The organism is Chryseobacterium sp. JJR-5R (genome assembly GCF_034047335.1).
Lineage (GTDB): Bacteria > Bacteroidota > Bacteroidia > Flavobacteriales > Weeksellaceae > Chryseobacterium.
In genome coordinates this window covers 1,387,292-1,409,282 of the sequence record NZ_CP139137.1, presented here as the reverse complement: position 1 = coordinate 1,409,282, position 21,991 = coordinate 1,387,292, and the positions used below count along the sequence as shown (strand labels likewise).

The 21,991-nt window shown below is 41.4% G+C and carries 23 protein-coding genes; 16 read left to right on the top strand and 7 right to left on the bottom strand.

The window, feature by feature from the left end; genetic code table 11:
• Positions 1–185 precede the first annotated feature (185 nt).
• Positions 186–2,120: a DNA topoisomerase (ATP-hydrolyzing) subunit B gene (gene gyrB, locus SD427_RS06495; RefSeq protein WP_320560465.1), complete on the bottom strand. Its 1,935-nt coding sequence runs from the start codon at positions 2,118–2,120 to the stop codon at positions 186–188.
• A 228-nt stretch (positions 2,121–2,348) separates the two neighbouring features.
• Here gyrB and SD427_RS06490 point away from each other — a divergent pair, with 228 nt between their 5' ends.
• Entirely contained in the window at positions 2,349–3,698 is a 1,350-nt protein-coding gene (locus SD427_RS06490; RefSeq protein ID WP_320560464.1) for a cytochrome ubiquinol oxidase subunit I, read from the top strand.
• A complete protein-coding gene (locus SD427_RS06485) occupies positions 3,695–4,738 on the top strand; it encodes a cytochrome d ubiquinol oxidase subunit II (protein ID WP_320560463.1) in 1,044 nt (347 codons plus the stop codon). The genes SD427_RS06490 and SD427_RS06485 overlap by 4 nt, the downstream gene beginning before the upstream one ends.
• Before the next feature lie 79 nt (positions 4,739–4,817).
• Here the strand turns inward: SD427_RS06485 and lysS are convergent, their stop codons facing one another.
• The 4 genes from lysS to SD427_RS06465 form a co-directional block, all read right to left on the bottom strand.
• Complete coding sequence (gene lysS / locus SD427_RS06480; protein WP_320560462.1) at positions 4,818–6,518, bottom strand: lysine--tRNA ligase; 1,701 nt, start codon at positions 6,516–6,518, stop codon at positions 4,818–4,820.
• Positions 6,519–6,636: 118 nt separating this feature from the next.
• Positions 6,637–7,563 (bottom strand): 23S rRNA (adenine(1618)-N(6))-methyltransferase RlmF, encoded by a 927-nt coding sequence (gene rlmF / locus SD427_RS06475; protein ID WP_320560460.1) that lies wholly within the window; start codon positions 7,561–7,563, stop codon positions 6,637–6,639.
• 2 nt (positions 7,564–7,565) lie between these two features.
• Positions 7,566–7,943 carry a c-type cytochrome gene (locus SD427_RS06470; RefSeq protein WP_320560459.1) on the bottom strand — a complete coding sequence of 126 codons (378 nt, stop codon included), beginning with the start codon at positions 7,941–7,943 and terminating at the stop codon, positions 7,566–7,568.
• Complete coding sequence (locus SD427_RS06465; RefSeq protein WP_320560458.1) at positions 7,943–8,167, bottom strand: hypothetical protein; 225 nt, start codon at positions 8,165–8,167, stop codon at positions 7,943–7,945. The genes SD427_RS06470 and SD427_RS06465 overlap by 1 nt, the downstream gene beginning before the upstream one ends.
• Before the next feature lie 361 nt (positions 8,168–8,528).
• Between SD427_RS06465 and SD427_RS06460 the strand changes: the two genes are divergently transcribed.
• The 14 genes from SD427_RS06460 to SD427_RS06395 all read left to right on the top strand — a co-directional run bounded on the left by SD427_RS06460 (position 8,529) and on the right by SD427_RS06395 (position 20,278).
• Complete coding sequence (locus SD427_RS06460; RefSeq protein ID WP_320561024.1) at positions 8,529–9,956, top strand: anthranilate synthase component I family protein; 1,428 nt, start codon at positions 8,529–8,531, stop codon at positions 9,954–9,956.
• A gap of 34 nt (positions 9,957–9,990) precedes the next feature.
• Positions 9,991–10,560: an aminodeoxychorismate/anthranilate synthase component II gene (locus SD427_RS06455; RefSeq protein ID WP_320561023.1), complete on the top strand. Its 570-nt coding sequence runs from the start codon at positions 9,991–9,993 to the stop codon at positions 10,558–10,560.
• Positions 10,561–10,594: 34 nt separating this feature from the next.
• A complete protein-coding gene (locus tag SD427_RS06450) occupies positions 10,595–11,272 on the top strand; it encodes an endonuclease/exonuclease/phosphatase family protein (RefSeq protein WP_320560457.1) in 678 nt (225 codons plus the stop codon).
• A gap of 2 nt (positions 11,273–11,274) precedes the next feature.
• Complete coding sequence (gene trpD / locus SD427_RS06445; protein WP_320560456.1) at positions 11,275–12,261, top strand: anthranilate phosphoribosyltransferase; 987 nt, start codon at positions 11,275–11,277, stop codon at positions 12,259–12,261.
• 40 nt (positions 12,262–12,301) lie between these two features.
• Complete coding sequence (gene trpC / locus SD427_RS06440; protein WP_320560455.1) at positions 12,302–13,081, top strand: indole-3-glycerol phosphate synthase TrpC; 780 nt, start codon at positions 12,302–12,304, stop codon at positions 13,079–13,081.
• A gap of 17 nt (positions 13,082–13,098) precedes the next feature.
• Positions 13,099–13,767: a phosphoribosylanthranilate isomerase gene (locus tag SD427_RS06435; protein ID WP_320560454.1), complete on the top strand. Its 669-nt coding sequence runs from the start codon at positions 13,099–13,101 to the stop codon at positions 13,765–13,767.
• Positions 13,764–14,249, top strand: coding sequence for an OsmC family protein (locus tag SD427_RS06430; RefSeq protein ID WP_320560453.1), 486 nt, complete (start codon positions 13,764–13,766; stop codon positions 14,247–14,249). The genes SD427_RS06435 and SD427_RS06430 overlap by 4 nt, the downstream gene beginning before the upstream one ends.
• Positions 14,230–15,417: a tryptophan synthase subunit beta gene (gene trpB, locus SD427_RS06425; protein ID WP_320560452.1), complete on the top strand. Its 1,188-nt coding sequence runs from the start codon at positions 14,230–14,232 to the stop codon at positions 15,415–15,417. The genes SD427_RS06430 and trpB overlap by 20 nt, the downstream gene beginning before the upstream one ends.
• Positions 15,418–15,483: 66 nt before the next feature.
• Complete coding sequence (gene trpA / locus SD427_RS06420; RefSeq protein ID WP_320560451.1) at positions 15,484–16,218, top strand: tryptophan synthase subunit alpha; 735 nt, start codon at positions 15,484–15,486, stop codon at positions 16,216–16,218.
• Between the two features lie 32 nt (positions 16,219–16,250).
• Entirely contained in the window at positions 16,251–16,979 is a 729-nt protein-coding gene (gene lipB / locus SD427_RS06415; protein WP_320560450.1) for a lipoyl(octanoyl) transferase LipB, read from the top strand.
• Between the two features lie 217 nt (positions 16,980–17,196).
• Positions 17,197–17,829, top strand: coding sequence for an NAD(P)H-dependent oxidoreductase (locus SD427_RS06410; RefSeq protein ID WP_320560449.1), 633 nt, complete (start codon positions 17,197–17,199; stop codon positions 17,827–17,829).
• Positions 17,830–17,853: 24 nt separating this feature from the next.
• Positions 17,854–18,291, top strand: a complete 438-nt coding sequence (locus tag SD427_RS06405; protein ID WP_320560448.1) for a MarR family transcriptional regulator — start codon at positions 17,854–17,856, stop codon at positions 18,289–18,291.
• Positions 18,288–18,710 carry an organic hydroperoxide resistance protein gene (locus tag SD427_RS06400; RefSeq protein ID WP_320560447.1) on the top strand — a complete coding sequence of 141 codons (423 nt, stop codon included), beginning with the start codon at positions 18,288–18,290 and terminating at the stop codon, positions 18,708–18,710. The genes SD427_RS06405 and SD427_RS06400 overlap by 4 nt, the downstream gene beginning before the upstream one ends.
• 164 nt (positions 18,711–18,874) lie before the next feature.
• On the top strand, positions 18,875–20,278 hold the full coding sequence (locus SD427_RS06395; RefSeq protein WP_320560446.1) for a serine hydrolase: 1,404 nt from the start codon (positions 18,875–18,877) through the stop codon (positions 20,276–20,278).
• Between the two features lie 36 nt (positions 20,279–20,314).
• Here SD427_RS06395 and SD427_RS06390 read toward each other — a convergent pair whose 3' ends face one another.
• Both SD427_RS06390 and SD427_RS06385 read right to left on the bottom strand, forming a co-directional pair.
• Positions 20,315–20,944: a peptide deformylase gene (locus SD427_RS06390; RefSeq protein ID WP_320560445.1), complete on the bottom strand. Its 630-nt coding sequence runs from the start codon at positions 20,942–20,944 to the stop codon at positions 20,315–20,317.
• A 78-nt stretch (positions 20,945–21,022) separates the two neighbouring features.
• On the bottom strand, positions 21,023–21,895 hold the full coding sequence (locus SD427_RS06385) for a ChaN family lipoprotein (protein WP_320560444.1): 873 nt from the start codon (positions 21,893–21,895) through the stop codon (positions 21,023–21,025).
• Between the last annotated feature and the right edge of the window lie 96 nt (positions 21,896–21,991).

The window sequence follows — 21,991 nt, the reverse complement described above, 5'->3', positions numbered from 1 at the left end:
TATTCCTGAATAAAATTTAAATCTGCTATAAAAATGTAAGGCTATAATTCTTAAACAGGCTCTTAGGAGTTTTTATTTTTATCACGTTGGTGTTGAATTCAGATTTTAAGCGTTTACGGTAAGATTACTAAATAAAAAAGACTCCATTTCTGAAGTCTTTATAAATATTATGTATGAAAATTTACCTACGCGTCAATTTTCGCATATTTGGCATTTTTCTCAATGAACTCCCTTCTCGGCGGAACCTCATCTCCCATCAGCATAGAGAAGACACTGTCTGCTTCTACTGCGTTATCAATGGTAACCTGTTTCAGGATTCTGTTTTCAGGGTTAAGCGTGGTTTCCCAAAGCTGTTCCGGGTTCATCTCCCCAAGACCCTTATAACGCTGAACTTCAACGCCTTTTCCGTCCGGAGACAATTGCAAAGTGAATTCTTCACGCTCTTTTTCGTTATAGGCGTAAATTTTCTTGTTCCCTCTTTTTAAAAGATACAGAGGCGGCTGGGCGATATAAATATATCCGTTCTCAATCAGTTCTTTCATATACCTGAAGAAGAATGTCAGGATTAATGTTGAAATGTGGGATCCGTCAATATCAGCATCGGTCATAATCACCACTTTATGATATCTCAACTTAACCATATTCAAGGCTTTGCTGTCTTCTTCGGTTCCTACAGAAACCCCAAGAGCGGTATAAATATTCTTGATCTCTTCGTTATCATATACTTTGTGAAGCATTGATTTCTCAACGTTAAGAATTTTACCTCTCAAAGGAAGAATTGCCTGAAAAAAACGGTCACGGCCCTGTTTTGCCGTTCCGCCTGCGGAATCTCCCTCTACCAGGAACAGTTCGGATTCAGCCGGATCTTTGGATGAACAGTCAGACAGCTTACCAGGAAGCCCGGAACCGCCCATTGGTGATTTTCTCTGAACCATTTCACGGGCTTTTTTGGCAGCCTGCCTGGCTTTTGCCGCCAAAACCACTTTCTGAACGATAATTTTTGCTTCGGTAGGGTTTTCTTCCAGGAAATTAGTCAGCATTTCCCCTACGATTTTGTCTACAGCCCCGGAAACTTCGGAATTTCCTAATTTCGTTTTAGTCTGTCCTTCAAACTGAGGCTCCATTACTTTTACAGAAATCACGGCAGTCAGCCCTTCACGGAAATCATCTCCTGTAATTTCTACTTTTTCCTTCTGAGGGATACCCAGGTCATCCGCGTATTTCTTTAACGTTCTCGTCAGTGCCCGTCTGAAACCTGCCAGGTGGGTACCTCCTTCGTGGGTATTGATGTTGTTGACATAGGAGTGAAGGTTCTCATTAAATGACGTATTATATCGCATAGCCACTTCTACCGGGATATCGTCCCTTTCCCCTTCCATGAAGATCACATTCTCCATAATGGATTCGCGGTTTCCGTCGATATATTCAACGAATTCCTTTAAACCTCCTTCCGAATGGAAAACTTCAAAAGCAAACGATCCGTCTTCATTAGGTTCTCTTTCGTCAACAAGGGTAATGGTAATTCCTCTGTTCAGGAAAGCCAGCTCACGTAACCTGGTCGCAAGCGTATCATAATTATACACCGTTTCCTGAAAAATGGTATTGTCCGGCTGAAAGAAAACCTCTGTTCCCCTTTCATCCGTAGTCCCTATCTCATCAACCTGCGTAAGCGCTTTTCCTTCTGAATATTTCTGCTGGTACTTTTTACCTTCACGGCTTACCGTAGCGACCAGTAAAGTTGAAAGTGCGTTTACACACGAAACCCCTACTCCGTGAAGACCTCCGGAAACTTTGTAAGAATCTTTATCAAATTTTCCTCCGGCCCCGATTTTGGTCATTACCACTTCAAGGGCAGATTTCTGTTCCTTCTCGTGAAGGTCAACCGGGATCCCTCTTCCGTTATCTTTTACAGAGATACTTTCCCCTTTATGAATGGTCACTAAAATAGTATCACAGTATCCTGCTAAAGCTTCATCAATAGAGTTATCTACTACCTCATAAACCAAATGATGAAGACCTCTTACGCCTACATCACCAATGTACATAGATGGTCTTAATCGAACGTGCTCCATACCTTCCAAGGCCTGGATACTGCTAGCTGTATATTGTTTTTGACTCATATAAAAAATAATGTTTCTGCTTAATGCAAAGACCCACAAATATCGTGATTTTTTTCGGGATATGAAAGTTAAAAAGTGTCAAAAAAACACAGCTTTTCCATAGGAATCAGAAGTGATTTATTGGGAAAGAAAACAAAGTTAAAACCTATTCTTTAAACGGATGCTGTTGTAAATCATATCGGATATCTTTAATTTATGCTTACATTTATTTGCTTAAAAGTTGATAGTATGGATGATTTTCTTGCTGCCCGCGCGCAGATGGCCATGTCGCTCGGATTCCATATCATTTTCTCGTGTGTCGGTATGGTAATGCCTTTCCTGATGGCTTTTGCACACTGGAAATATTTAAAAACAAAAAATGAGGTGTATAAAGGGCTTACCAAAGCCTGGAGCAAAGGGGTAGCCATCCTTTTTGCCACAGGCGCCGTATCCGGAACCATGCTTTCCTTTGAACTGGGGCTACTCTGGCCAAGCTTTATGAAACATGCAGGCCCGATTTTCGGGATGCCTTTTTCTCTGGAAGGAACCGCCTTCTTTATTGAAGCCATTGCCATCGGGTTTTTCCTGTACGGCTGGGACCGCTTCAATAAATGGTTCCACTGGTTCTGCGGATTCCTGGTGGGCGTAAGTGGACTGGCCTCCGGGATCCTGGTGGTTGCCGCCAATGCATGGATGAACTCACCTGCAGGATTTGATTATGTTAACGGACAATATTTGAACATAGACCCGATAAAAGCCATGTTCAATGATGCCTGGTTTTCGCAGGCGCTCCACATGACCGTTGCTGCTTTCTGTGCTACCGGATTTGCCGTTGCAGGCGTCCATGCCTTTTTAATCCTGAAAAAGAAAAATGTTGAATTCCATACCAAAGCATTCAGGATTGCAGCAGGGTTTGCCATGATCGGTGCCTTCGGAGCCCCTTTAACCGGAGATACCGCAGCAAAATCAGTGGCGGAAAGGCAGCCTATTAAACTGGCTGCCATGGAAGCGCATTTTAAAACAGAAAAAGGTGCCGCTTTTATTATCGGCGGAATTCCTGATGAGGAAAAAGGCGAAGTAAAATACGCCATCAAGATCCCGAAGGTACTGAGCTTTCTGGTTTCCAATGATTTCAACCATGAGGTAAAGGGCCTGAATGATTTCCCCCGGGACGAATGGCCTCCCGTTGCCGTGGTGCATTATGCCTTTCAGACCATGATTTTCTTCGGTGTGGTGATGATTGTCATCGGAATGATTTATCTGTATTCTTTATTTTTCAAAAAAGAATGGCTGGACAAAAGATGGCTGCTGAGAACCTTTTTAATCGCCATGCCCTTCGGGTACATTGCATTGGAAGCGGGCTGGACCGTAACGGAAGTCGGCAGGCAGCCCTGGATCATCTACGGAATCATGAGAACCGTTGATGCGGTAACCCCAATGCCCGGCATACATTATTCTTTCTATTTCTTCACAGCCGTTTTCTTCTCATTGTCTTCGGTAATTATTTTCCTTTTAACAAGGCAGATCAAGATGGTTCCGAGACTGTACGACCCTAACGATCCTCAGTTTAATCCTAATGCTAAACAAAAAAAATCATGATTTACGTTGTTATCGGCTTCCTGTGGATGTCTATCTGTTTGTATGTTATTTTAGGCGGGGCAGATTTCGGGGCCGGAATTGTGGAACTTTTTACCAAAGGTAAGAACCGCCCCAAAACACAGACCATCATGTATGAATCTATCGCTCCGGTCTGGGAAGCCAACCATATGTGGCTGATTATTGCGATTGTTATTCTTTTTGTGGGTTTTCCGGAAGTGTATACTACCCTTTCCACCTATCTCCATATTCCCCTCGTTCTGATGCTCATCGGGATTATTGCCCGGGGGACGGCATTCACATTCAGGCATTATGATGCGGTAAAGGACGAATGGCAGGCTGTTTATACCCAGATTTTCTATTTTTCAAGCCTGTTTACTCCTTTCTTCTTAGGACTGATTGCAGCAGCAACCATTTCAAGATCAATCAATCCGGATGCTGACAGTTTCCCAGACCTGTATATTTTCAGCTGGCTGAACTGGTTTGGCGTTGCCGTAGGATTATTTACTACCTCCATCTGCGCTTATCTTGCCTCAATATTTGCATTAAGGGAAACCATAGACCGCATGGAATTGAGCCTGATGATTAAAAAATCAAAACAAACCATGGTTTTTGTAGTCATTACCGGGATTCTGGTATTTTTCACGGCTTACATTTCCGACATTCCTTTGGTTATGTGGGTTTTCTCCAAACCTTTGGGAATTATGGCTACGCTTTTTGCCACCGTTTCTTTAGGTTTGATTCTCAGAGCCATGCATATCCGAAAGCTGCTTCCCGTACGGGCTTTGGCCGGCTTCCAAATAATTATGATCCTGGTTGCGGCTACCTATCAGCATAATCCCAACATCATCCTGTTTTCCAACGGTCAGTACCTCTCCTTGCTGGAACATGTTGCCGCTCCGAAAACAATTTCGGCACTGGGATGGGCTTTGATATTGGGTTCTGTCTTTATCCTGCCGTTCTTGTTTTATCTGATGTTTTCTTTCAGCAAACAGCGGAGACAGCTAAAGGAAACGGCAAAACCTGAAACACCGATTAAGTAATCCAAAAAACCGTTATATAGAACAAAAAAACCTCTGCAGTTAAATTCTGCAGAGGATTTCTTATTATATGTGATATGTATTATACTAGTTTCATCAATACATTTTCATCAATCTTTTCCACTTTTACCAGATTATTCTTCGTTAAAGTCTTAGAAGCTTTATCCCATTTTTTACCGGATAACTGGCTTCTTTCTTTAACCTCAGCCAATGAAAATGCCTCTTCCCGGGAATTTAAAATTTCGAGGATTACTTTTTCGTCCTCGCCCAGCTCGATCTGAGGGACTGCTTTTTCAGGTTTCATCTGAGGGAAGAACAATACTCCCTGAATGGATGCATTATTCGTCAGGAACATAATCAGCCGGTCCATCCCGATTCCCAATCCTGAAGTTGGCGGCATTCCGTATTCCAAAGCCCTGAGAAAATCCTCATCAATAAACTGTCCCGCTTCATCATCGCCTTTTTCAGCCAGTTTCAGCTGCTCCTCAAAACGTTCTCTCTGATCGATCGGGTCATTAAGCTCAGAATAGGCGTTGGCAATTTCTTTCCCGCAGACCATCAGCTCAAAACGCTCCGTAAGCCCTTCTTTGGTTCTGTGTTTTTTGGTTAAAGGCGACATCTCAATAGGGTAATCCGTAATGAAAGTCGGCTGGATAAAGTTGCCTTCACATTTTTCACCGAAGATTTCATCAATCAGTTTTCCTTTGCCCATCGTTCCGTTCACATCAATCCCGATGGATTTTGCAAAATCGAATAATTCCTGTTCCGTTTTTCCTGTAATATCGAAACCTGTGAATTTCAGGATCGCATCCGTCATGGAGATTCTTTCGTACGGGGCTTTGAAATCAACCTCATATTCGCCAAAAACAGCTTTTGTGGTTCCGTTGACCTGAACGGCACAGAACTCCAGCAGCTTCTCCGTGAAATCCATCATCCAGTTGTAATCTTTGTAGGCTACATAGATTTCCATAGCGGTAAATTCAGGGTTATGCGTTCTGTCCATCCCTTCATTCCTGAAGTTTTTCGAGAATTCATACACTCCGTCAAAACCTCCGACGATCAGTCTCTTTAAGTATAATTCATTGGCAATCCTCAGATACAATGGAATGTCGAGAGCATTATGGTGCGTAATGAACGGTCTTGCCGCCGCACCGCCGGGAATCGACTGTAAGATCGGAGTTTCCACTTCAAAGTATCCTGCATCATTGAAGAAAGTCCTCATGGCATTGAACAGCTTTGTCCTTTTTACGAAAACTTCTTTCACATGGGGGTTCACCGTTAAATCCACATAACGCTGCCTGTATCTTAATTCCGGATCATTGAATGCATCATGCACTACGCCGTTATCATCTGTTTTTGCCTGCGGAAGCGGGCGTAAGGATTTCGTTAGAAGGGTAAAGTTTTTTACCAGGACCGTTTTTTCGCCTACCTGCGTGGTGAACAGTTCTCCTTCCACGCCAATAATATCACCGATATCCAGAAGATGCTTGTATACTTCATTATATAAAGCTTTGTCATCTCCCGTGCAGATTTCGTCTCTGTTAAAATAGACCTGAATTTTGCCGGTAGAATCCTGTAACTCAGCAAAAGAAGCTTTGCCCTGAATCCTTCTTGACATCAGTCTCCCTGCAATCTTCACCTGTTTACTTTCAGCGAAATCCTGTTTTATAGATTCTGTGGTATCTGTAATTACGTATTCCTCTGCCGGGAATGCATTGATTCCCATTTCAACAAGCTTGTTCAGCTTTTCTCTCCGGATTATTTCCTGTTCTGATAATTGCATCGTATTTATTTAAAATAACGTGCAAAATTAACGATTTTTGAATTGATGGTCAATGCCTTTTCCCAGAAATATAATTTATTTCCTATAAAATTAAAGCGGAATGACATTTAAACTGCAGTTAAAGGAACCAATCTTTACGATGGTTTGGGGAAATAAAAGTCCAGGCTAATATCCTGCTTATTTTCTGGCCCTGGGCTATGTCTATAATCCTGAATTCTGCAGCCTTATATTTTTTTAGAAGTGATGTCAGCTTGAATAAATTATCTTTTTTCGAGACCAGACAGGTAAACCAGAGAACCTGTGAGGAATATAAAGCACTTTCATTGATCATGGTGGTGATAAAAGCCAGTTCGCCGCCTTCACACCACAGTTCGGAAGCTTGTCCTCCGAAATTAAGCAAAGGTTTCCGGATGTGTTTTTTGTTAAGGTTCTTTGTTTTTCTGAGGTTTCCTTTTACAGCGGCTTCTTCAGAATCATGAAAAGGAGGATTGCACATGGAAAATGCAAACCGGTCTTCAGGATCAACAATATTTGTAAAGATATGTTTGGGTTCGGGCTGGTATTTTAATCCCACTGCAGGCATAAAATCAGGATTGTGATCCAGGATTTTCTTAGCATTTTCCAAAGAATCTTTATTACTGTCCACCCCGGTCATGTTCCAGCCGTATGACCTATAGGCAATCAAAGGATAGATCAGGTTGGCGCCTACCCCGATATCCAGGCCTTTCACAGACGTTCCCAAAGGAACTTCCTTCTGCCCAGCCAGTAAATCTGCAATGTAGTGTACATAATCTGCCCGGCCGGGAATAGGCGGACAAAGATTAGCCTCCGGGATATCCCAGTCCCTGACCCCATAAAAAGACAGCAATAATGCTTTATTAAGTAATTTAACCGCTTTCGGAAGGCTGAAATTAATGGTTGCTGTCTGATAGGAATTAATGAAAACATAGGGCTTCAGTTCCGGCACACAAGAAACAAGCCGATCGAAATCATAAGGATCACGATGCAGGTTTCTTGTGTGCAGACTGGATTTTTCAGCAGGCATATTTATTTTTTCTTCAAAGACAAAATATAGCCAACCATTTTTTCAGCATCTTCTTTGGACACCTGCGGATGGGCAGCCATCGGGACATTTCCCCAGACCCCGCTTCCGCCCTCAATGATTTTGGAAGCCAGGATTTCGGTATCCTGTTCAGAATACTTATCCGCGATTTCCTGGTAAGAAGGCCCTACCATTCTCTCATTAACAGAATGGCAGCCGGAACAGTCCAGCGTTTCAATGATCTGATCCCCTGAAAGGCTTTTACTTCCGGATTCCGTCATGCCTGCCGTTTCAGACGGTGAACCTTCAGCCGCCTTATGGCCTTTTTTAGAACAGGAGAAAACAAGCAGTGCCAGGCTTCCTGCCAAAAGCAGTTTTTTCATTATTTTGTAAGGGTATCTGCTTTAACCTCGTTAGCAGGAACCGACATGGCAGCATTTACGTCAGCCTCAGGAGTTTCACGGGTCGTTGCGCTGGAATCCACTACAGTAGGGGCATCCGGTTCAGGCAACATCGTGTTGCTGTCCTGTAAATTATTTTCAGTTTTTTTTGAACAGCCCACAGCCAGTAAACCTCCGATAAATGCGATAGCTAATACTTTTTTCATTTTTTTCTCTATAAAATTATCAGGCAAAAATATAAAAAATAAACGTTAAAGATGATGATTGCCTTGTATTTTAAAAGATATTTACCTTTGAAAACAATCAGCAAATAAAGCAACGGATAAAAGGCTGAATTTTTATTTTCACGTTTTTGTTTTTTGTATTAAAATTTTATTTACATTTGTCTTATGTTTATTAACAGCAATAATATGTGGTGGTGGCTTTCAAACTCTTCGTCGGGTCTGGAGCTATTGTCGTGCTGATAATTCATTTTACACAAAAAATAATAAAGCAATATAATAAAAGACTTTGACGGATCCCGTTGAAGTCTTTTTTATTTATATCCATTAAAAAATTTACCCTGTGATGTTCAGTAAAAAAATTAAAATTAAAACCGTTTCAAAAAAAACACTCGGTGACCTGCAGACTCCGATGAGCATTTACCTGCAGATGAGGGATCGGTTCAGGGACACCATACTTCTGGAAAGTTCGGATGCCAAAAATATGGATAATAATTTTTCATTTATTGCCATTAATGCAATTGCCGGGATTGAAATAAAAAACCTGACCGAATATGAAATAAAATTCCCCCAGGAAGAACCCGTAAAACAACTGATCGGCAGCCAGGCCATCGCAGACGTTTTTGAAGAGTTTTCCAGCAGTTTTGACTGTGAAAAGACCCATGATTCCATCGAAGAAACTGCGCAGAGCCTTTTCGGATATACCAGCTTTGAAGCCGTACAGTTTTTTGAGAAGCTAACCTTTAAGCCCCAGAGCCGGGAAGTTGAAATCCCTATCCTCCGCTACAGGCTGTATCAGTACGTTATTGCCATCAACCACTATAACGATGAGATGTATCTTATTGAAAACCAGATCGAAGGTGTTAAATCTGAACGGTATCTGCTGGAAAGCCTCATGAGAAACCAGAATGCCGTTATTTATCCTTTCGAAAAAGACGGAACTGAGACTTCCAACCTTACGGATGAAGAATATATCGGACTGGTGCAGACGGCACAGAAACACTGTATGAGAGGCGATGTTTTCCAATTGGTGCTAAGCAGAAGATTCCAGCAGAAATTTTCCGGTGATGAGTTTAATGTATACCGTGCTTTACGGAATATCAACCCTTCGCCATACCTGTTCTTCTTTGATTACGGCAACTATAAATTATTCGGATCAAGCCCTGAAAGCCAGCTGATTATTAAGGACAACAAGGCCGTCATCCACCCTATTGCCGGAACCTTCAAAAGAACCGGAGACTTTGATACCGATCTGCAATCTATTGAATCCCTTAAAAATGATCCTAAAGAAAACGCAGAACATACCATGCTGGTGGACCTGGCCAGAAACGACCTGGGGAAAATGGGCAGGAATGTCACCGTTACCAAACTCAAGGAAATACAGCTTTTTTCCCATGTCATCCATATGGTGAGTGAAGTTACCGCCGATTTACCGGAAAACACAAAACCGTTTGAAATGGTGGCCGCTACTTTTCCGCAGGGTACACTGAGCGGAGCGCCTAAGCACAGGGCACTTCAGCTAATCAATCAATATGAAAAAGATTCCCGAGGGTATTACGGCGGCTGCATCGGAATGATCGGGCTGAACGGCAGCTGCAACCAGGCCATTATGATCCGGACGTTCCTGAGTAAAAACAATACTTTGTATTATCAGGCCGGCGCCGGCCTGGTGGCAAAATCAGATCCTGAAAGCGAACTACAGGAAGTCAACAATAAACTGAATGCCCTGAAAAGAGCCGTGGAAAAAGCAGAAAAGCTGGTTGAAAACTATTAAAAAACAGGAAAAAATGAACCGCAATATAAAACAGATGAACGTATTGGTCTTTGATAATTACGACAGTTTTACCTATAACCTCGTCCAGATTATTGAAAGGGTGCTGGAAACCAAAGTCGATGTCGTGAAAAATGACGAAATCAGCCTTGAAGATATCGGAAGGTATGATAAAATCGTGCTTTCACCGGGCCCCGGAATTCCTGAAGAGGCAGGAATTTTACTGGACGTCATTAAAAGATATGCTCCTGAAAAAAGCATCCTGGGGGTTTGCCTGGGTCAACAGGCCATCGCGGAAGCTTTTGGCGGAAGTCTGATTAATCTTTCGGAGATTTTTCATGGCGTAGCAACGCCTGCGGAACTTGTAAAAGAAAACACTAAAATTTTCAGGAACCTGCCAAGCGGAATGGAAGTGGGACGGTATCACAGTTGGGTGGTCAACCCAGAAGGTTTTCCTGAAGAACTGGAAGTGACAGCTGTGGATAAAGACGGCATGATCATGGCCCTGCAGCATAAAACTTATGATGTGCACGGCGTTCAGTTTCATCCGGAAAGTATTCTTACCCCGCAGGGTGCTGTGATCATTGAAAATTTCCTGCTGAATTAATTAATTAGTCAATCAATCAACCCATCTTATTATCATGAAGATCATCAGCTGGAATATTGCAAGGCCGAAAGTGAATCAGCATTCAAGAATTTTTTTTATTAAAAGTATTATTGAATCTGAGGAACCTGATCTTATCGTTCTTACTGAAACCAGCCGCTGCATTGGATTCGGGAAAGCATATCATGAACTGCACTCAGAAACGCTACCCGCTCTTCATGAAAACCAACTTTATGAAGAAAAAGAAAACCGGGTAAGCCTTTTCAGCAAATATCCGATTGAAACACAGTACACTACTTATGATCCGTATACCAGTATCTGCGGAAATATTAATACAGATTTTGGCCCGCTCATCATGTATCTGAGTATTATAGGAAGTTTCGGAGGCAGGAATTCCTATTTTACCCATGATCTGCACTGTCAGAAAGAAGAAATAAAAAACATGAAAGGAAACATCTGTTATTCCGGCGACTTCAATATCTCATTTTCAGGATGGAAATATCCAAGTGAAAAAGTAATTGATGAAACAAAAGCATTTTTCAGCCAGCATAATCTGGAGATCCTGACAGAAAAAAATGAGAACAGCGCCATTCATATTGTTATGAACAAAAAATTTTTAAAAGACAAAATGGTAATACAGCACATCGTCTCCATAGACCGGAAAGTTTCTGATCATCATTTAGTCAGCTGTACCATTGAACCCATAAACCCTTAGTTATGAAAGACATCCTGCAATATTTATTTAATCACCATACCCTGTCCAAGTCCGAGGCAAAGGCCATCATGATTGAAATTGCCCAAAATAAATTCAATGATACAGAGGTTACCGCATTCATCAGTATTTTCCTGATGCGGAATATCACCCTGAAGGAGCTTGAAGGGTTCCGCGAGGCCCTTCTGCAGATGGCCGTTCCCGTGCATATTGATGCCACCGATGCCATTGATATCGTAGGAACGGGTGGCGACGGGAAAAATACAATTAATATTTCTACCCTAGCCAGCTTTGTGGTGGCAGGAACCGGACAGAAAGTAACCAAACACGGGAATTACGGGGCTTCAACGGTTACCGGATCCTCAAACGTCCTGGAAGAGCTGGGTTATGAATTTAAAAACAGTTCAGACCGGCTTCAGGAAGATCTGGAAAAAGCAAATATCTGTTTTCTGCATGCGCCTTATTTTCATCCTGCGCTGCAATCCGTGGGAGCCCTGAGGAAATCTTTAGGCCTGAGGACGTTTTTCAACCTGCTCGGCCCTCTGGTTAATCCTGCGAAGCCGCAGTTTTCAGTGATCGGGGTGTATAATCTTGAAATTGCCCGGCTGTACCAGTACCTGCTTCAGAAAGAAAACCGTGATTTCACTTTGGTTCACGGGATGGATGGCTATGATGAGATCAGCCTTACGCATGACAGCAAGATCATTACCAAAAACGGTGAAGAGATGTATTCGGCTGAAGATCTGGGATTTGTTTCTGTTACCCCGGAAAGCATACAGGGCGGTAAAACAATCCAGGAAACGGCAGCCTTTTTCAAAAATATCCTGCTCGGAAAAGGTACGGAACAGCAGAATTCCGTAGTGCTGGCCAACGCAGCAGTAGCCCTGTCTCATACCGGGAAATTCGGGAGCTACAGCCATTGCGTGGCTATGGCAGAGGAAAGTTTATATAGAGGAAACGCTTTGAAAAGCCTGGAACTGCTGCTGAATTGAGCACCCTTTAAAATTCAGGGTCTAATTAAAAAAATACATAATGAATATACTCGACACCATTATACAGCGAAAAAAAGAAGAAGTTAAAGCTTCAAAATCAGAGGTTTCCGTTCAGGAACTAAAAGATTCTGCAATGTTTGCACGGAAAAGCTTTTCTCTGAAAGAAAATATCATCACCGGAAGCGGAATCATTGCGGAATTCAAAAGAAAATCGCCTTCAAAAGGCATGATCAATGATATAATTTCTCCATTGGAAGTTGTTTCAGCCTACGAAAAGTCCGGGGCCAGCGGAATTTCTATTTTAACGGACCGGGATTTTTTCGGAGGAACTGCTGAAGACATCATTAAAGTAAGGAAGCATATTGGAATCCCGATCCTGCGAAAGGATTTTATGATTGATGAATACCAGCTGTATGAAGCCAAAAGCATCGGGGCCGATGTCATTTTACTGATTGCCGCCTGCCTCTCGCCTGCTCAGGTAAAGGATTTCTCAGCATTGGCACATGAACTAGGCCTGGAAGTTTTACTGGAAATCCATACCGGAGAAGAACTGGAACACCTTAATCCGGATATTGATTTAGTAGGAATCAACAACCGTAATTTAAAGGATTTTAAAGTTGATTTGCAGCATTCTGTCAACCTCAAAAATCAGCTGCCGGAAAATGTTTTGTCGGTTGCGGAAAGCGGGATTTACAGTATAGAAGATTTCAGATTTCTGAAGGAGAAGGGTTTTAACGGGTTTCTGATGGGCGAATATTTTATGAAAAACGAAAACCCGGGAGAAAAATTCGCTGAATTTGTTTCTCAAGTATCAATGTAACAAACCACCCTTTAGCAATGACTGAAAGCAATCAACAATCAACTGGAAAATACCAACTCAAAATCAAAGTCTGCGGTTTGACCCAGATGAACCAAATTCCGGAACTGGTTTCTATGAATGTAGATTTTCTGGGCTTTATTTTTTACGGAAAGTCGCCAAGATATGTTTTAAATCATTTAAATACAGAAGATATTTCGAAAATACCTCATCAGGGGAAAGCAGGTGTTTTTGTGAATGAAAATATTGATCAAATTGTTGCTCTTTCAGAAAAAGCAGATTTAAATTTCATCCAGCTTCACGGCGATGAAAACCCGGATTTTATCTTAGAGTTAAAACACAAACTGAACGCTGGAATTGAGATTATCAAAGTCATCAGAATTGGAGGCCAGGATTCAGAAGAATTACAGAAAATAATTAACGATCAGCCATTAACCGTGAGCTACCTTCTTTTCGATACGGATTCAAAAGCGTTCGGAGGGACCGGGAAAACTTTTAACTGGAACATACTTAATGAAATTGAAATCCCCTTTCCCTATTTTCTAAGCGGCGGAATTTCTTTGGAAAATGCCGATGATATTACTAATTTAGATCAAAAACCATTTGCTCTCGACATCAATTCAAAATTTGAAATTGAACCAGGAATTAAAGATGTAGAAAAAATAAAAAAATTAATGCTTAATCAATGAAAAACCACAACTACAAATCAAAAATAGAATGGACGGGAAATAACGGTGAATCAACCAAAAACTATCGCTCATATGAAAGAAGTTACACTATTTCGGTTGATGGAAAAAAAGAGATTTACGGTTCTTCAGATCCGGCATTTTTAGGAAATCCAGAGCTTCACAATCCTGAAGATTTATTGTTGGCTTCAGTTTCATCCTGTCATTTGTTATGGTATCTGCATTTTTGTTCGGTTAATAAGATTTTGGTCTTGGAATATGTGGATTTCGCAGAAGGAACAATGATAGAAAATGAAAACGGAAGCGGAAAATTCACCGAAATTATACTTAAACCTAAAATCTTAGTTGCTGAAAAAGATATGATTGAAAAAGCAACCGAGCTGCATCAAAAAGCGAATGAATATTGTTTCATTGCCAACTCATTAAATTTTGAAGTAAAACATCAACCCGAAATCACCTATAAAAATGACTACAGTAAATTATAAAAACCCAGACGAAAACGGATATTACGGAGAATTCGGAGGGGCCTTCGTCCCTGAAATGCTCTATCCGAATGTGGAAGAACTTCAAAATAAGTATTTACAAATCATAGAATCCGAAGATTTTCAGGCTGAATACCAGGATCTGCTGAAAAATTATGTAGGCCGTGCCACACCACTCTATTTTGCGAAAAATATAAGCGAAAAATATAAGACTAAAGTGTATTTGAAACGCGAAGACCTTAATCATACAGGCGCGCACAAAATCAACAATGCATTAGGGCAGGTTCTGCTGGCCAAACGTCTTGGAAAACACAGGATTATAGCCGAAACCGGAGCCGGGCAGCATGGCGTTGCCACCGCAACTGCCTGTGCATTATTAGGTCTCGAATGCATCGTTTACATGGGTGAAGTCGATATTGCAAGACAGGCTCCGAATGTTGGAAGAATGAAAATGCTGGGAGCTACCGTTATTCCTGCTACTTCAGGTTCAAAAACTTTAAAAGATGCCGTGAACGAAGCATTGAGGGACTGGATTAATAACTCAACCACAACGCATTACGTCATCGGAAGTGTGGTTGGCCCGCATCCTTTCCCTGATCTGGTCGCAAGGTTTCAGAGTGTTATTTCAAAGGAGATCAAAGAACAGCTGCATGAGCAGACAGGAAGAGAAAACCCGGATTATATAATGGCCTGTGTGGGCGGCGGAAGCAATGCCGCAGGAACTTTTTATCATTTTGTTGAGGAAGAAGACGTAAAAATTATTGCTGCGGAGGCAGGAGGCCTGGGCGTGGCTTCAGGAAAGTCGGCAGCAACCACCTTCCTGGGGACTTTAGGGGTTTTACACGGAAGCAAAAGTTTGGTGATGCAGACCGGGGACGGCCAGGTGATTGAGCCCCACTCCATTTCCGCCGGACTGGACTATCCGGGAATCGGGCCTTTCCATGCGCATTTGTTTCAGGAAAAGCGTGCTGAATTTTTCAGTATTACTGATGAGGAGGCCTTGGCATCTGCTTTTGAACTGACCCGGCTGGAAGGAATTATTCCTGCACTGGAAAGTGCCCACGCACTGGCGGTTTTAAGCAAGAAAAAATTCAGTGAGGATGATGTTGTGGTCATCTGCCTGAGCGGCCGCGGCGATAAGGATATGGAAACGTATTTAAACAATTTGTAAAAGGTGAAAAACATTGATGTCACATGATTTTAAAGGCATTTTTCATCATCCGTTAATACAATAAATATGAAAAAACTAAATATATATTTCACCGCAGGGATTCCTGAATTGGATGATACTGCAGATATTATAAAACTCATCCAGGATACAGGAGCGGACATGATGGAAATCGGGATGCCTTATTCCGATCCTGTGGCGGACGGCCCGGTCATTCAGAAAGCCCATGAACAGGCCCTGAATAATGGAATGACCATTGAAAAACTGTTTTCCCAGTTAAAATCCGTGAAAGACCAAATCAAAGTCCCGGTTATCTTAATGGGATACATCAATCCTGTTTTAAGCTTCGGTTTTGAGAATTTCTGCAGAGAGTGTTCCGAAAGCGGAGTTTCGGGACTGATTATCCCTGATTTACCGCCCGTGGAATTCGAAAAAAATTATCAGGCAGTGCTGGAACAGTACAACCTGAACTTTACCTTCCTGGTGACCCCGGAAACGTCTGATGAAAGGATTCTGTACCTGGACTCTTTAAGTTCAGGATTCCTGTACGCGGTAAGTTCCTCATCCACCACCGGAAATGCAAACGCCGTATTGAAAAATGACGGATACTTAAACAGGCTTTCATCATTACCTTTAAAAAATCCCCTGATGATCGGTTTCGGGATCAAATCCGGGGAAGATTTTGAAAATGTCACGGAAAAAGCAGATGGCGGCATCATCGGAACTGCATTTGTGGATATTTTGCTGCAGGACAGAAACTGGAGAAATACGGCTATCGATTTCATCCATTCCATCAAAGCATAAAAATCATTAAATTTGTATTATTAAACAATTCAATGAACACACATCAGAATAAGACCGTAGCATTTGAAGATCTGGGTATAAAAGAATATCAGCCTGCCTGGGATTACCAGGAACAGCTGATGAAAAATATCATTGATACCAAAATCAGAAACCGTGATCTGCCTGCAGAAGAGCATATCATTACACCCAACCATTTCCTTTTGGTGGAACACCCTCACGTGTATACACTGGGGAAAAGCGGGCATGAAGAAAACATGCTGGCCGGGATGGAACAGCTTAAAGAAATCGATGCCACTTTCGTAAAAGTCAACCGCGGCGGCGATATTACCTATCATGGGTATGGACAAATTGTGGGCTACCCTATCCTTGACCTTGAAAATTTCTTCACGGACATACATAAATACATGAGGAACCTGGAAGAAGTCATCATCAGGACCATCGCTGGTTATGGTTTAAAAGGAGAACGCTCTCCGGGAGAAACCGGTGTGTGGCTGGATGTTGGGAAACCGTATGCCAGAAAAATCTGCGCGATGGGCGTAAAAGCTTCCCGCTGGGTTACCCTGCATGGTCTTGCACTGAATGTGAATACCGACATGCGTTATTTTGAATATATCATTCCCTGCGGAATCAAAGACAAACAGGTAACTTCTTTGAAAAGAGAGCTGGAAAGGGAACTGACTCCCGAAGAAATAGTAGATATCAAAGCAAAGATCAGGAAACATTTTGCAGAGGTTTTTGAAGCGGAATTAACATCCAAATAAAAATACTTTAATCAATTTTTATTAATCATCACTTTAAAAATGATTAATCTTTATTCAATTATATGGAAACCCCGCTTCAGGCGGGGTTTCAAAATTTTCATAATGGCAATACATTGATCTTAACAACACTTTAAATAAATTTAACACAATTGAATTGTGCACAATTTAATTTGGCAATATATTTGCATACAAGAGTTCAATTAAAAATGTATATCAAATGTCATTAATAGAAGACCTGAACTGGAGACATGCCGTAAAAGCATATGACCCGACGAAAAAAGTATCTGAAGAAGATCTGAATAAAATTTTAGAATCGGCAAGACTGGCCCCGACATCATCCGGCCTCCAGCCGTTCCGCGTTATTGTCGTGGAAAACCAGGAATTAAAGGAGCAAATGGTTCGGGGGGCACTTAATCCTGAAGTGATGAGAGACTGCTCGCATGTCCTGGTTTTTGCCGCCTGGGACAGCTATTCTGATGAGAAGATCGATAAGGTATATGACCTTCATACGGATATCAGAGATTTGCCGAGAGGAAGATTCTCAAGCTACACCGATAAAATCAAGGAACTGTACGGCGCACAGACTCCCGAAGAGCATTTTGCCCATACGGCAAGACAGACGTACATTGCCCTGGGCCTTGCCATGGTGCAGGCAGCCGAACTGAAAATAGACACGACTCCTGCAGAAGGCTTCAGCAATGAAGTGGTGGATGAAATTTTAGGATTGGGTGAACTGGGGCTGAAAAGTGTGTCACTGCTGTATATCGGGTATAAAGATGCCGAAAACGACTGGCTTTCCCACATGAAGAAAGTACGGATCCCAATGGAAGAATTTATCATCAGAAAATAATATTTCCCAGCCCATTTTTGAATTATGGAACATCACCAACCACCCAGGTTAGGGAACCAGATCTGTTTCCCGCTGTATGTCATTTCAAAAGAAATTACAGGGCTTTACCGGCCTTTTCTTGACGAGCTCGGCATTACCTATCCACAATATCTGGTGATGATGGTGCTATGGGAAAATGACGGACTGACCGTTAACCAGATCGGTGAAAAACTGTACTTGGACAGCGGTACGCTCACTCCCCTTCTGAAAAGGCTGGAAAGCAAGCATTTTATCATAAGGCAGAGGAAAAAGCAGGACGAAAGAGTGGTTGAAGTATTTCTGGCCGAAGCCGGAGCCCTGCTGAAGCAGAAAGCCTGTGAAATCCCCCGAAAAATCCAGGATAAACTGAACCTTACGGAAGAAGACCTGGCCGAACTTAAAGAAACCGTTCAAAAAATATTAAATAAAATAGAAAATAAATGAAAACCTTGTACACAACCCAGGTAACTGCGACAGGCGGCAGAAACGGCCATGTAAAAAGCGAAAACGGAGTTTTAGACCTTGAAGTAAGAATGCCGAAAGGATTAGGCGGAGCCAATGATGATTTTACCAATCCTGAAATGCTCTTCGCCGCAGGATATGCTGCGTGTTTTGACAGCGCATTGAACCTGGTCATCAGTAAATCTAAAATTGAAACCGGAGAAACAGCAGTAACCGCACAGGTCAGTATCGGACAGCTGGAAAACGGCGGTTTCGGTTTAGCTGTTGAACTGAATGTCAACATTCCTGAAGTTTCTGTAGAGGAAGCTCAGTCTTTGACGGAAAAGGCCCATGAAATCTGTCCTTACTCCAATGCGACACGAAATAATATTGAAGTAAAGCTTTCGGTGACGAACAACTAAGATTTTTTTTATTTAAAATTATATAAATCTGCTTCCTTCGGAGGCAGATTTTCCATATCAGCAGGATTTAGATTTTGTTTGAGGAAATTATTTATTTTTGTGGAAATATAAGGCGTTAGAAATAGCTGGCCCTGAAAATAAATTGGCTTTACAACAGAAACCTCATGAAAAAAATATTTGCGTTACTTTTCGCCATTCTCATGGCCAATCATATCTTTGCTCAAACTGAAAATTACAAAACTGCCATTGACCAGTTTCAGACAAAATATAATGCCGGAAAATATGATGAAATTTTCAGCAATTTCTCAATTGAAATGAAACAGGCATTACCTCTTGAAAGTACAAAGGAATTTTTAACCGGTTTAAAATCCGAGGCTGGCAAAATTGAGAATAAAGAATTCACCGGATACGAACAGAAAACTTATGCAACTTATAAAACCAGGTTTGAAAAGGCAGTTTTGTCAGTCAATATTTCACTGAATGAGAATAATCAAATCAACGGACTTTTTGTAAAGCCATACAAAGAATCTGCTGCATCAGAAACAAATACTGTAAACGCTTTAAGTAAATATCCGAAAGAAATTGCCCAAATCATTTATTTAAAATCGAAAGACTTCCCAAATAACACCCAACTATCTATTGCCGTTATCAAAAACGGAAAAACAAATTACTACGGAATTATAAAAGAAAATGATTCTATAAAACCAATTGAAAATCAAAGCAAAGTATTTGAAATCGGATCCATTACCAAAGTATTTACATCCACTGTTTTGGCTTCCCTGGTAGAAGATAAAAAAATAGGTCTAGCTGATCCTGTCAATAGCTATTACCCTTTTACATTCAAAGACAATCTCAACATTAGTTTTGGAAGTCTGGCGAACCATACATCCGGGCTGCCCCGTTTACCCGGTAATTTAGATTTATCCAATAAGTCTAATCCCTATAAGAACTATGGCAGTAGAGAACTTGAAGATTACCTAAAAAACACTTTGAAGCTTGAGCATCAAAACTCAGCATCATACGCTTATTCAAATTTAGGCGCAGGTTTATTAGGATATACTTTGGGTTTATCTCAAAAAACAAGTTTTCAGGAGTTGTTAAGGAAAAGAATTTTTGACAAGTATCAAATGACAGATTCTTTTACCAATTCTCAAAATCTGGGAGAAAATTTGGTAAAGGGTTTAAATGCAAACGGAGAAACAGTTCCAAATTGGGATTTTGACGCTCTGTTTGGCGGGGGTGGCATTTTATCAACAACGAAAGATTTAGCAAAATTTGCCGCCGCACAGTTTAATTCTGAAAACAAAGAACTTACATTAACAAGAACACCCACTTTTGACATCAGCGAAAAAATGAAAATCGGTTTAGGCTGGCATATTTTAAAATCAGAAAACGGGCAAAATTTATTTTGGCACAACGGTGGAACCGCCGGATATTCATCTTCAATGACTGTAAATACCGGGAATCAAACAGCAGTAATCATATTATCAAACGTTTCGGCTTTCAATCCTAAAATGGAAAATATTGATGCCTTGTGTTTTGAATTGATGCGGGAAATGAATAAGTAGTTTAATTGATGCAAAATTTTGATGAATAAATGTATTTTACCTCGTCAGCGCATCACTTCTCTTAAACGCATCCACTTTTATATACTCACCGCTTCCTTCCTTTTCTTTTTTATTTGAAATCAGAATGCCGTACAGATGGTCAATCTCATGCTGGAAAATAACGGCGGTAAACCCTTCCACGATCTCAGAATGCCTCTGCCCTTTCAGATCAGTATATCCGAGCTGGATCACCTGGCTGCGGTAAAACTGGTCCCTGAAATCAGGGATTGACAGGTCCCCTTCCGGGCCGAGGTTCTGCAGTTCGGATTTCCAGATGATCACCGGATTAATGAAATATTCCAAGGGCTCTCCTTCTTTATCAAAACGCTGGACCCAGATTACTTTTCGGTTGATTCCGACCTGTGGCGCAGCAATCCCCACACCGCCGTCTGTTAAAAGAAGGGATTCTTTCATTCTGTTTACCAGTATTGCCGTATTTTTATCAAGCGGATCAATATCCTGTGAAAGTCTTAACAATGTCTGATGCTGATGTGCTTCAGTGGTCTGATAAATCGGAAGTGCCGATGCTATATCACCCTGACTTATTAAGGCAATTTCCGCTGGAGTGAGTTCTTGGGCATGGCTAAAACCGACAAGCAATATAAAAAGCAAAGAAAGTTTTTTCATTTTTGTTGAATCTTATTCAAAGATAAAAGATGTTTTCATGATTCGGCTAAAGACAGCCATAAAATCGGTAAGAACATTCTAATAGGTTTTCGTCATATCAGCCGGGATCACCAGATTAAAGTCGGTCGGTTTATAGTCTTTTTCAGGTATTTTCAGTTCAGGATCTTCCGATTCAAACACAGAGATTACCGCCATCTTCAGGGTGGGGTTTTTCTGCCTGATGTACCAGTAAATCCCTCCGAATTCTTTGCTGTGGTAGTTTCCGTTGTAGTGGATAAATGTTTTGCCGGACTTGAAATTCTTAAGGATGGATTCTGCCATGGTAGCATCTTTAATGGCCTGGGCAGCAATAAAATTCATCGTTTTAGTTCCGTCTGCATGATCGCCCATCATGGCTTTCATTTCAGGATAGCCGGGAGTTTCCAGTGTTACTTTTACCGGAAGCTGCGCCATATAGGCCTTGTCTTTTTCAGGAAGGTTATTAAGGGACTCCAATCCTTCTTTTGCGGTCTGGGAAGCATATCTTCTCGGGACATTCGTGGCTACAAAATCTAATTTTTTAGCTTTGGCAAAATCTACCAAAGGCTTGTAATCGGTTGGGAAATTAGTCCACAGCCGTGCTGAATCTTTCAGTTTTTTCGCATCAAAAGTCCCATTGAGGTATTGATTCAGCTGAGGCTGGTTGTCCCTTTCAAACATTTCGGCGCCCAGAATAAGCTGTCCGTTTTTCTTCTGATACAGGGCTTCCGTAACCTTCAGCTGAAGCCAGTGGTTGATGGAGCTGTTGTGGTTTTCACCAAAGAACACCACATCATAATCTGACAGTTCACTGATCAGCTTATCCGTTTTGATTTCTTTTCCTTTCTGCGTATAAAACCGGTAGGCTTTGAAATCCTGCGCATTTAATGAACAGAAAGCAACAAGCACTAATATTGTGAAAATATGTTTCATTTTTATTTTATTTTTTAGTTCTAATCATTATTCTGTGATCAGGAGTGATTTTACAGGCATTTATTAAAATCATCATGACCTCAAAATTAAATAAAA

Coding starts and splice junctions, on each gene's coding strand:
- SD427_RS06455 (WP_320561023.1), top strand. CDS start 9,991: ATGAACGTATTGGTCTTTGATAATTACGACAGTTTTACCTATAACCTC.
- rlmF (WP_320560460.1), bottom strand. CDS start 7,563: ATGCCTGCTGAAAAATCCAGTCTGCACACAAGAAACCTGCATCGTGAT.
- lysS (WP_320560462.1), bottom strand. CDS start 6,518: ATGCAATTATCAGAACAGGAAATAATCCGGAGAGAAAAGCTGAACAAG.
- gyrB (WP_320560465.1), bottom strand. CDS start 2,120: ATGAGTCAAAAACAATATACAGCTAGCAGTATCCAGGCCTTGGAAGGT.
- lipB (WP_320560450.1), top strand. CDS start 16,251: ATGAACACACATCAGAATAAGACCGTAGCATTTGAAGATCTGGGTATA.
- SD427_RS06400 (WP_320560447.1), top strand. CDS start 18,288: ATGAAAACCTTGTACACAACCCAGGTAACTGCGACAGGCGGCAGAAAC.
- SD427_RS06490 (WP_320560464.1), top strand. CDS start 2,349: ATGGATGATTTTCTTGCTGCCCGCGCGCAGATGGCCATGTCGCTCGGA.
- SD427_RS06470 (WP_320560459.1), bottom strand. CDS start 7,943: ATGAAAAAACTGCTTTTGGCAGGAAGCCTGGCACTGCTTGTTTTCTCC.
- trpD (WP_320560456.1), top strand. CDS start 11,275: ATGAAAGACATCCTGCAATATTTATTTAATCACCATACCCTGTCCAAG.
- SD427_RS06465 (WP_320560458.1), bottom strand. CDS start 8,167: ATGAAAAAAGTATTAGCTATCGCATTTATCGGAGGTTTACTGGCTGTG.
- SD427_RS06390 (WP_320560445.1), bottom strand. CDS start 20,944: ATGAAAAAACTTTCTTTGCTTTTTATATTGCTTGTCGGTTTTAGCCAT.
- SD427_RS06395 (WP_320560446.1), top strand. CDS start 18,875: ATGAAAAAAATATTTGCGTTACTTTTCGCCATTCTCATGGCCAATCAT.
- SD427_RS06485 (WP_320560463.1), top strand. CDS start 3,695: ATGATTTACGTTGTTATCGGCTTCCTGTGGATGTCTATCTGTTTGTAT.
- trpA (WP_320560451.1), top strand. CDS start 15,484: ATGAAAAAACTAAATATATATTTCACCGCAGGGATTCCTGAATTGGAT.
- SD427_RS06430 (WP_320560453.1), top strand. CDS start 13,764: ATGAAAAACCACAACTACAAATCAAAAATAGAATGGACGGGAAATAAC.
- trpC (WP_320560455.1), top strand. CDS start 12,302: ATGAATATACTCGACACCATTATACAGCGAAAAAAAGAAGAAGTTAAA.
- SD427_RS06460 (WP_320561024.1), top strand. CDS start 8,529: ATGTTCAGTAAAAAAATTAAAATTAAAACCGTTTCAAAAAAAACACTC.
- SD427_RS06405 (WP_320560448.1), top strand. CDS start 17,854: ATGGAACATCACCAACCACCCAGGTTAGGGAACCAGATCTGTTTCCCG.
- SD427_RS06450 (WP_320560457.1), top strand. CDS start 10,595: ATGAAGATCATCAGCTGGAATATTGCAAGGCCGAAAGTGAATCAGCAT.
- SD427_RS06410 (WP_320560449.1), top strand. CDS start 17,197: ATGTCATTAATAGAAGACCTGAACTGGAGACATGCCGTAAAAGCATAT.
- trpB (WP_320560452.1), top strand. CDS start 14,230: ATGACTACAGTAAATTATAAAAACCCAGACGAAAACGGATATTACGGA.
- SD427_RS06385 (WP_320560444.1), bottom strand. CDS start 21,895: ATGAAACATATTTTCACAATATTAGTGCTTGTTGCTTTCTGTTCATTA.
- SD427_RS06435 (WP_320560454.1), top strand. CDS start 13,099: ATGACTGAAAGCAATCAACAATCAACTGGAAAATACCAACTCAAAATC.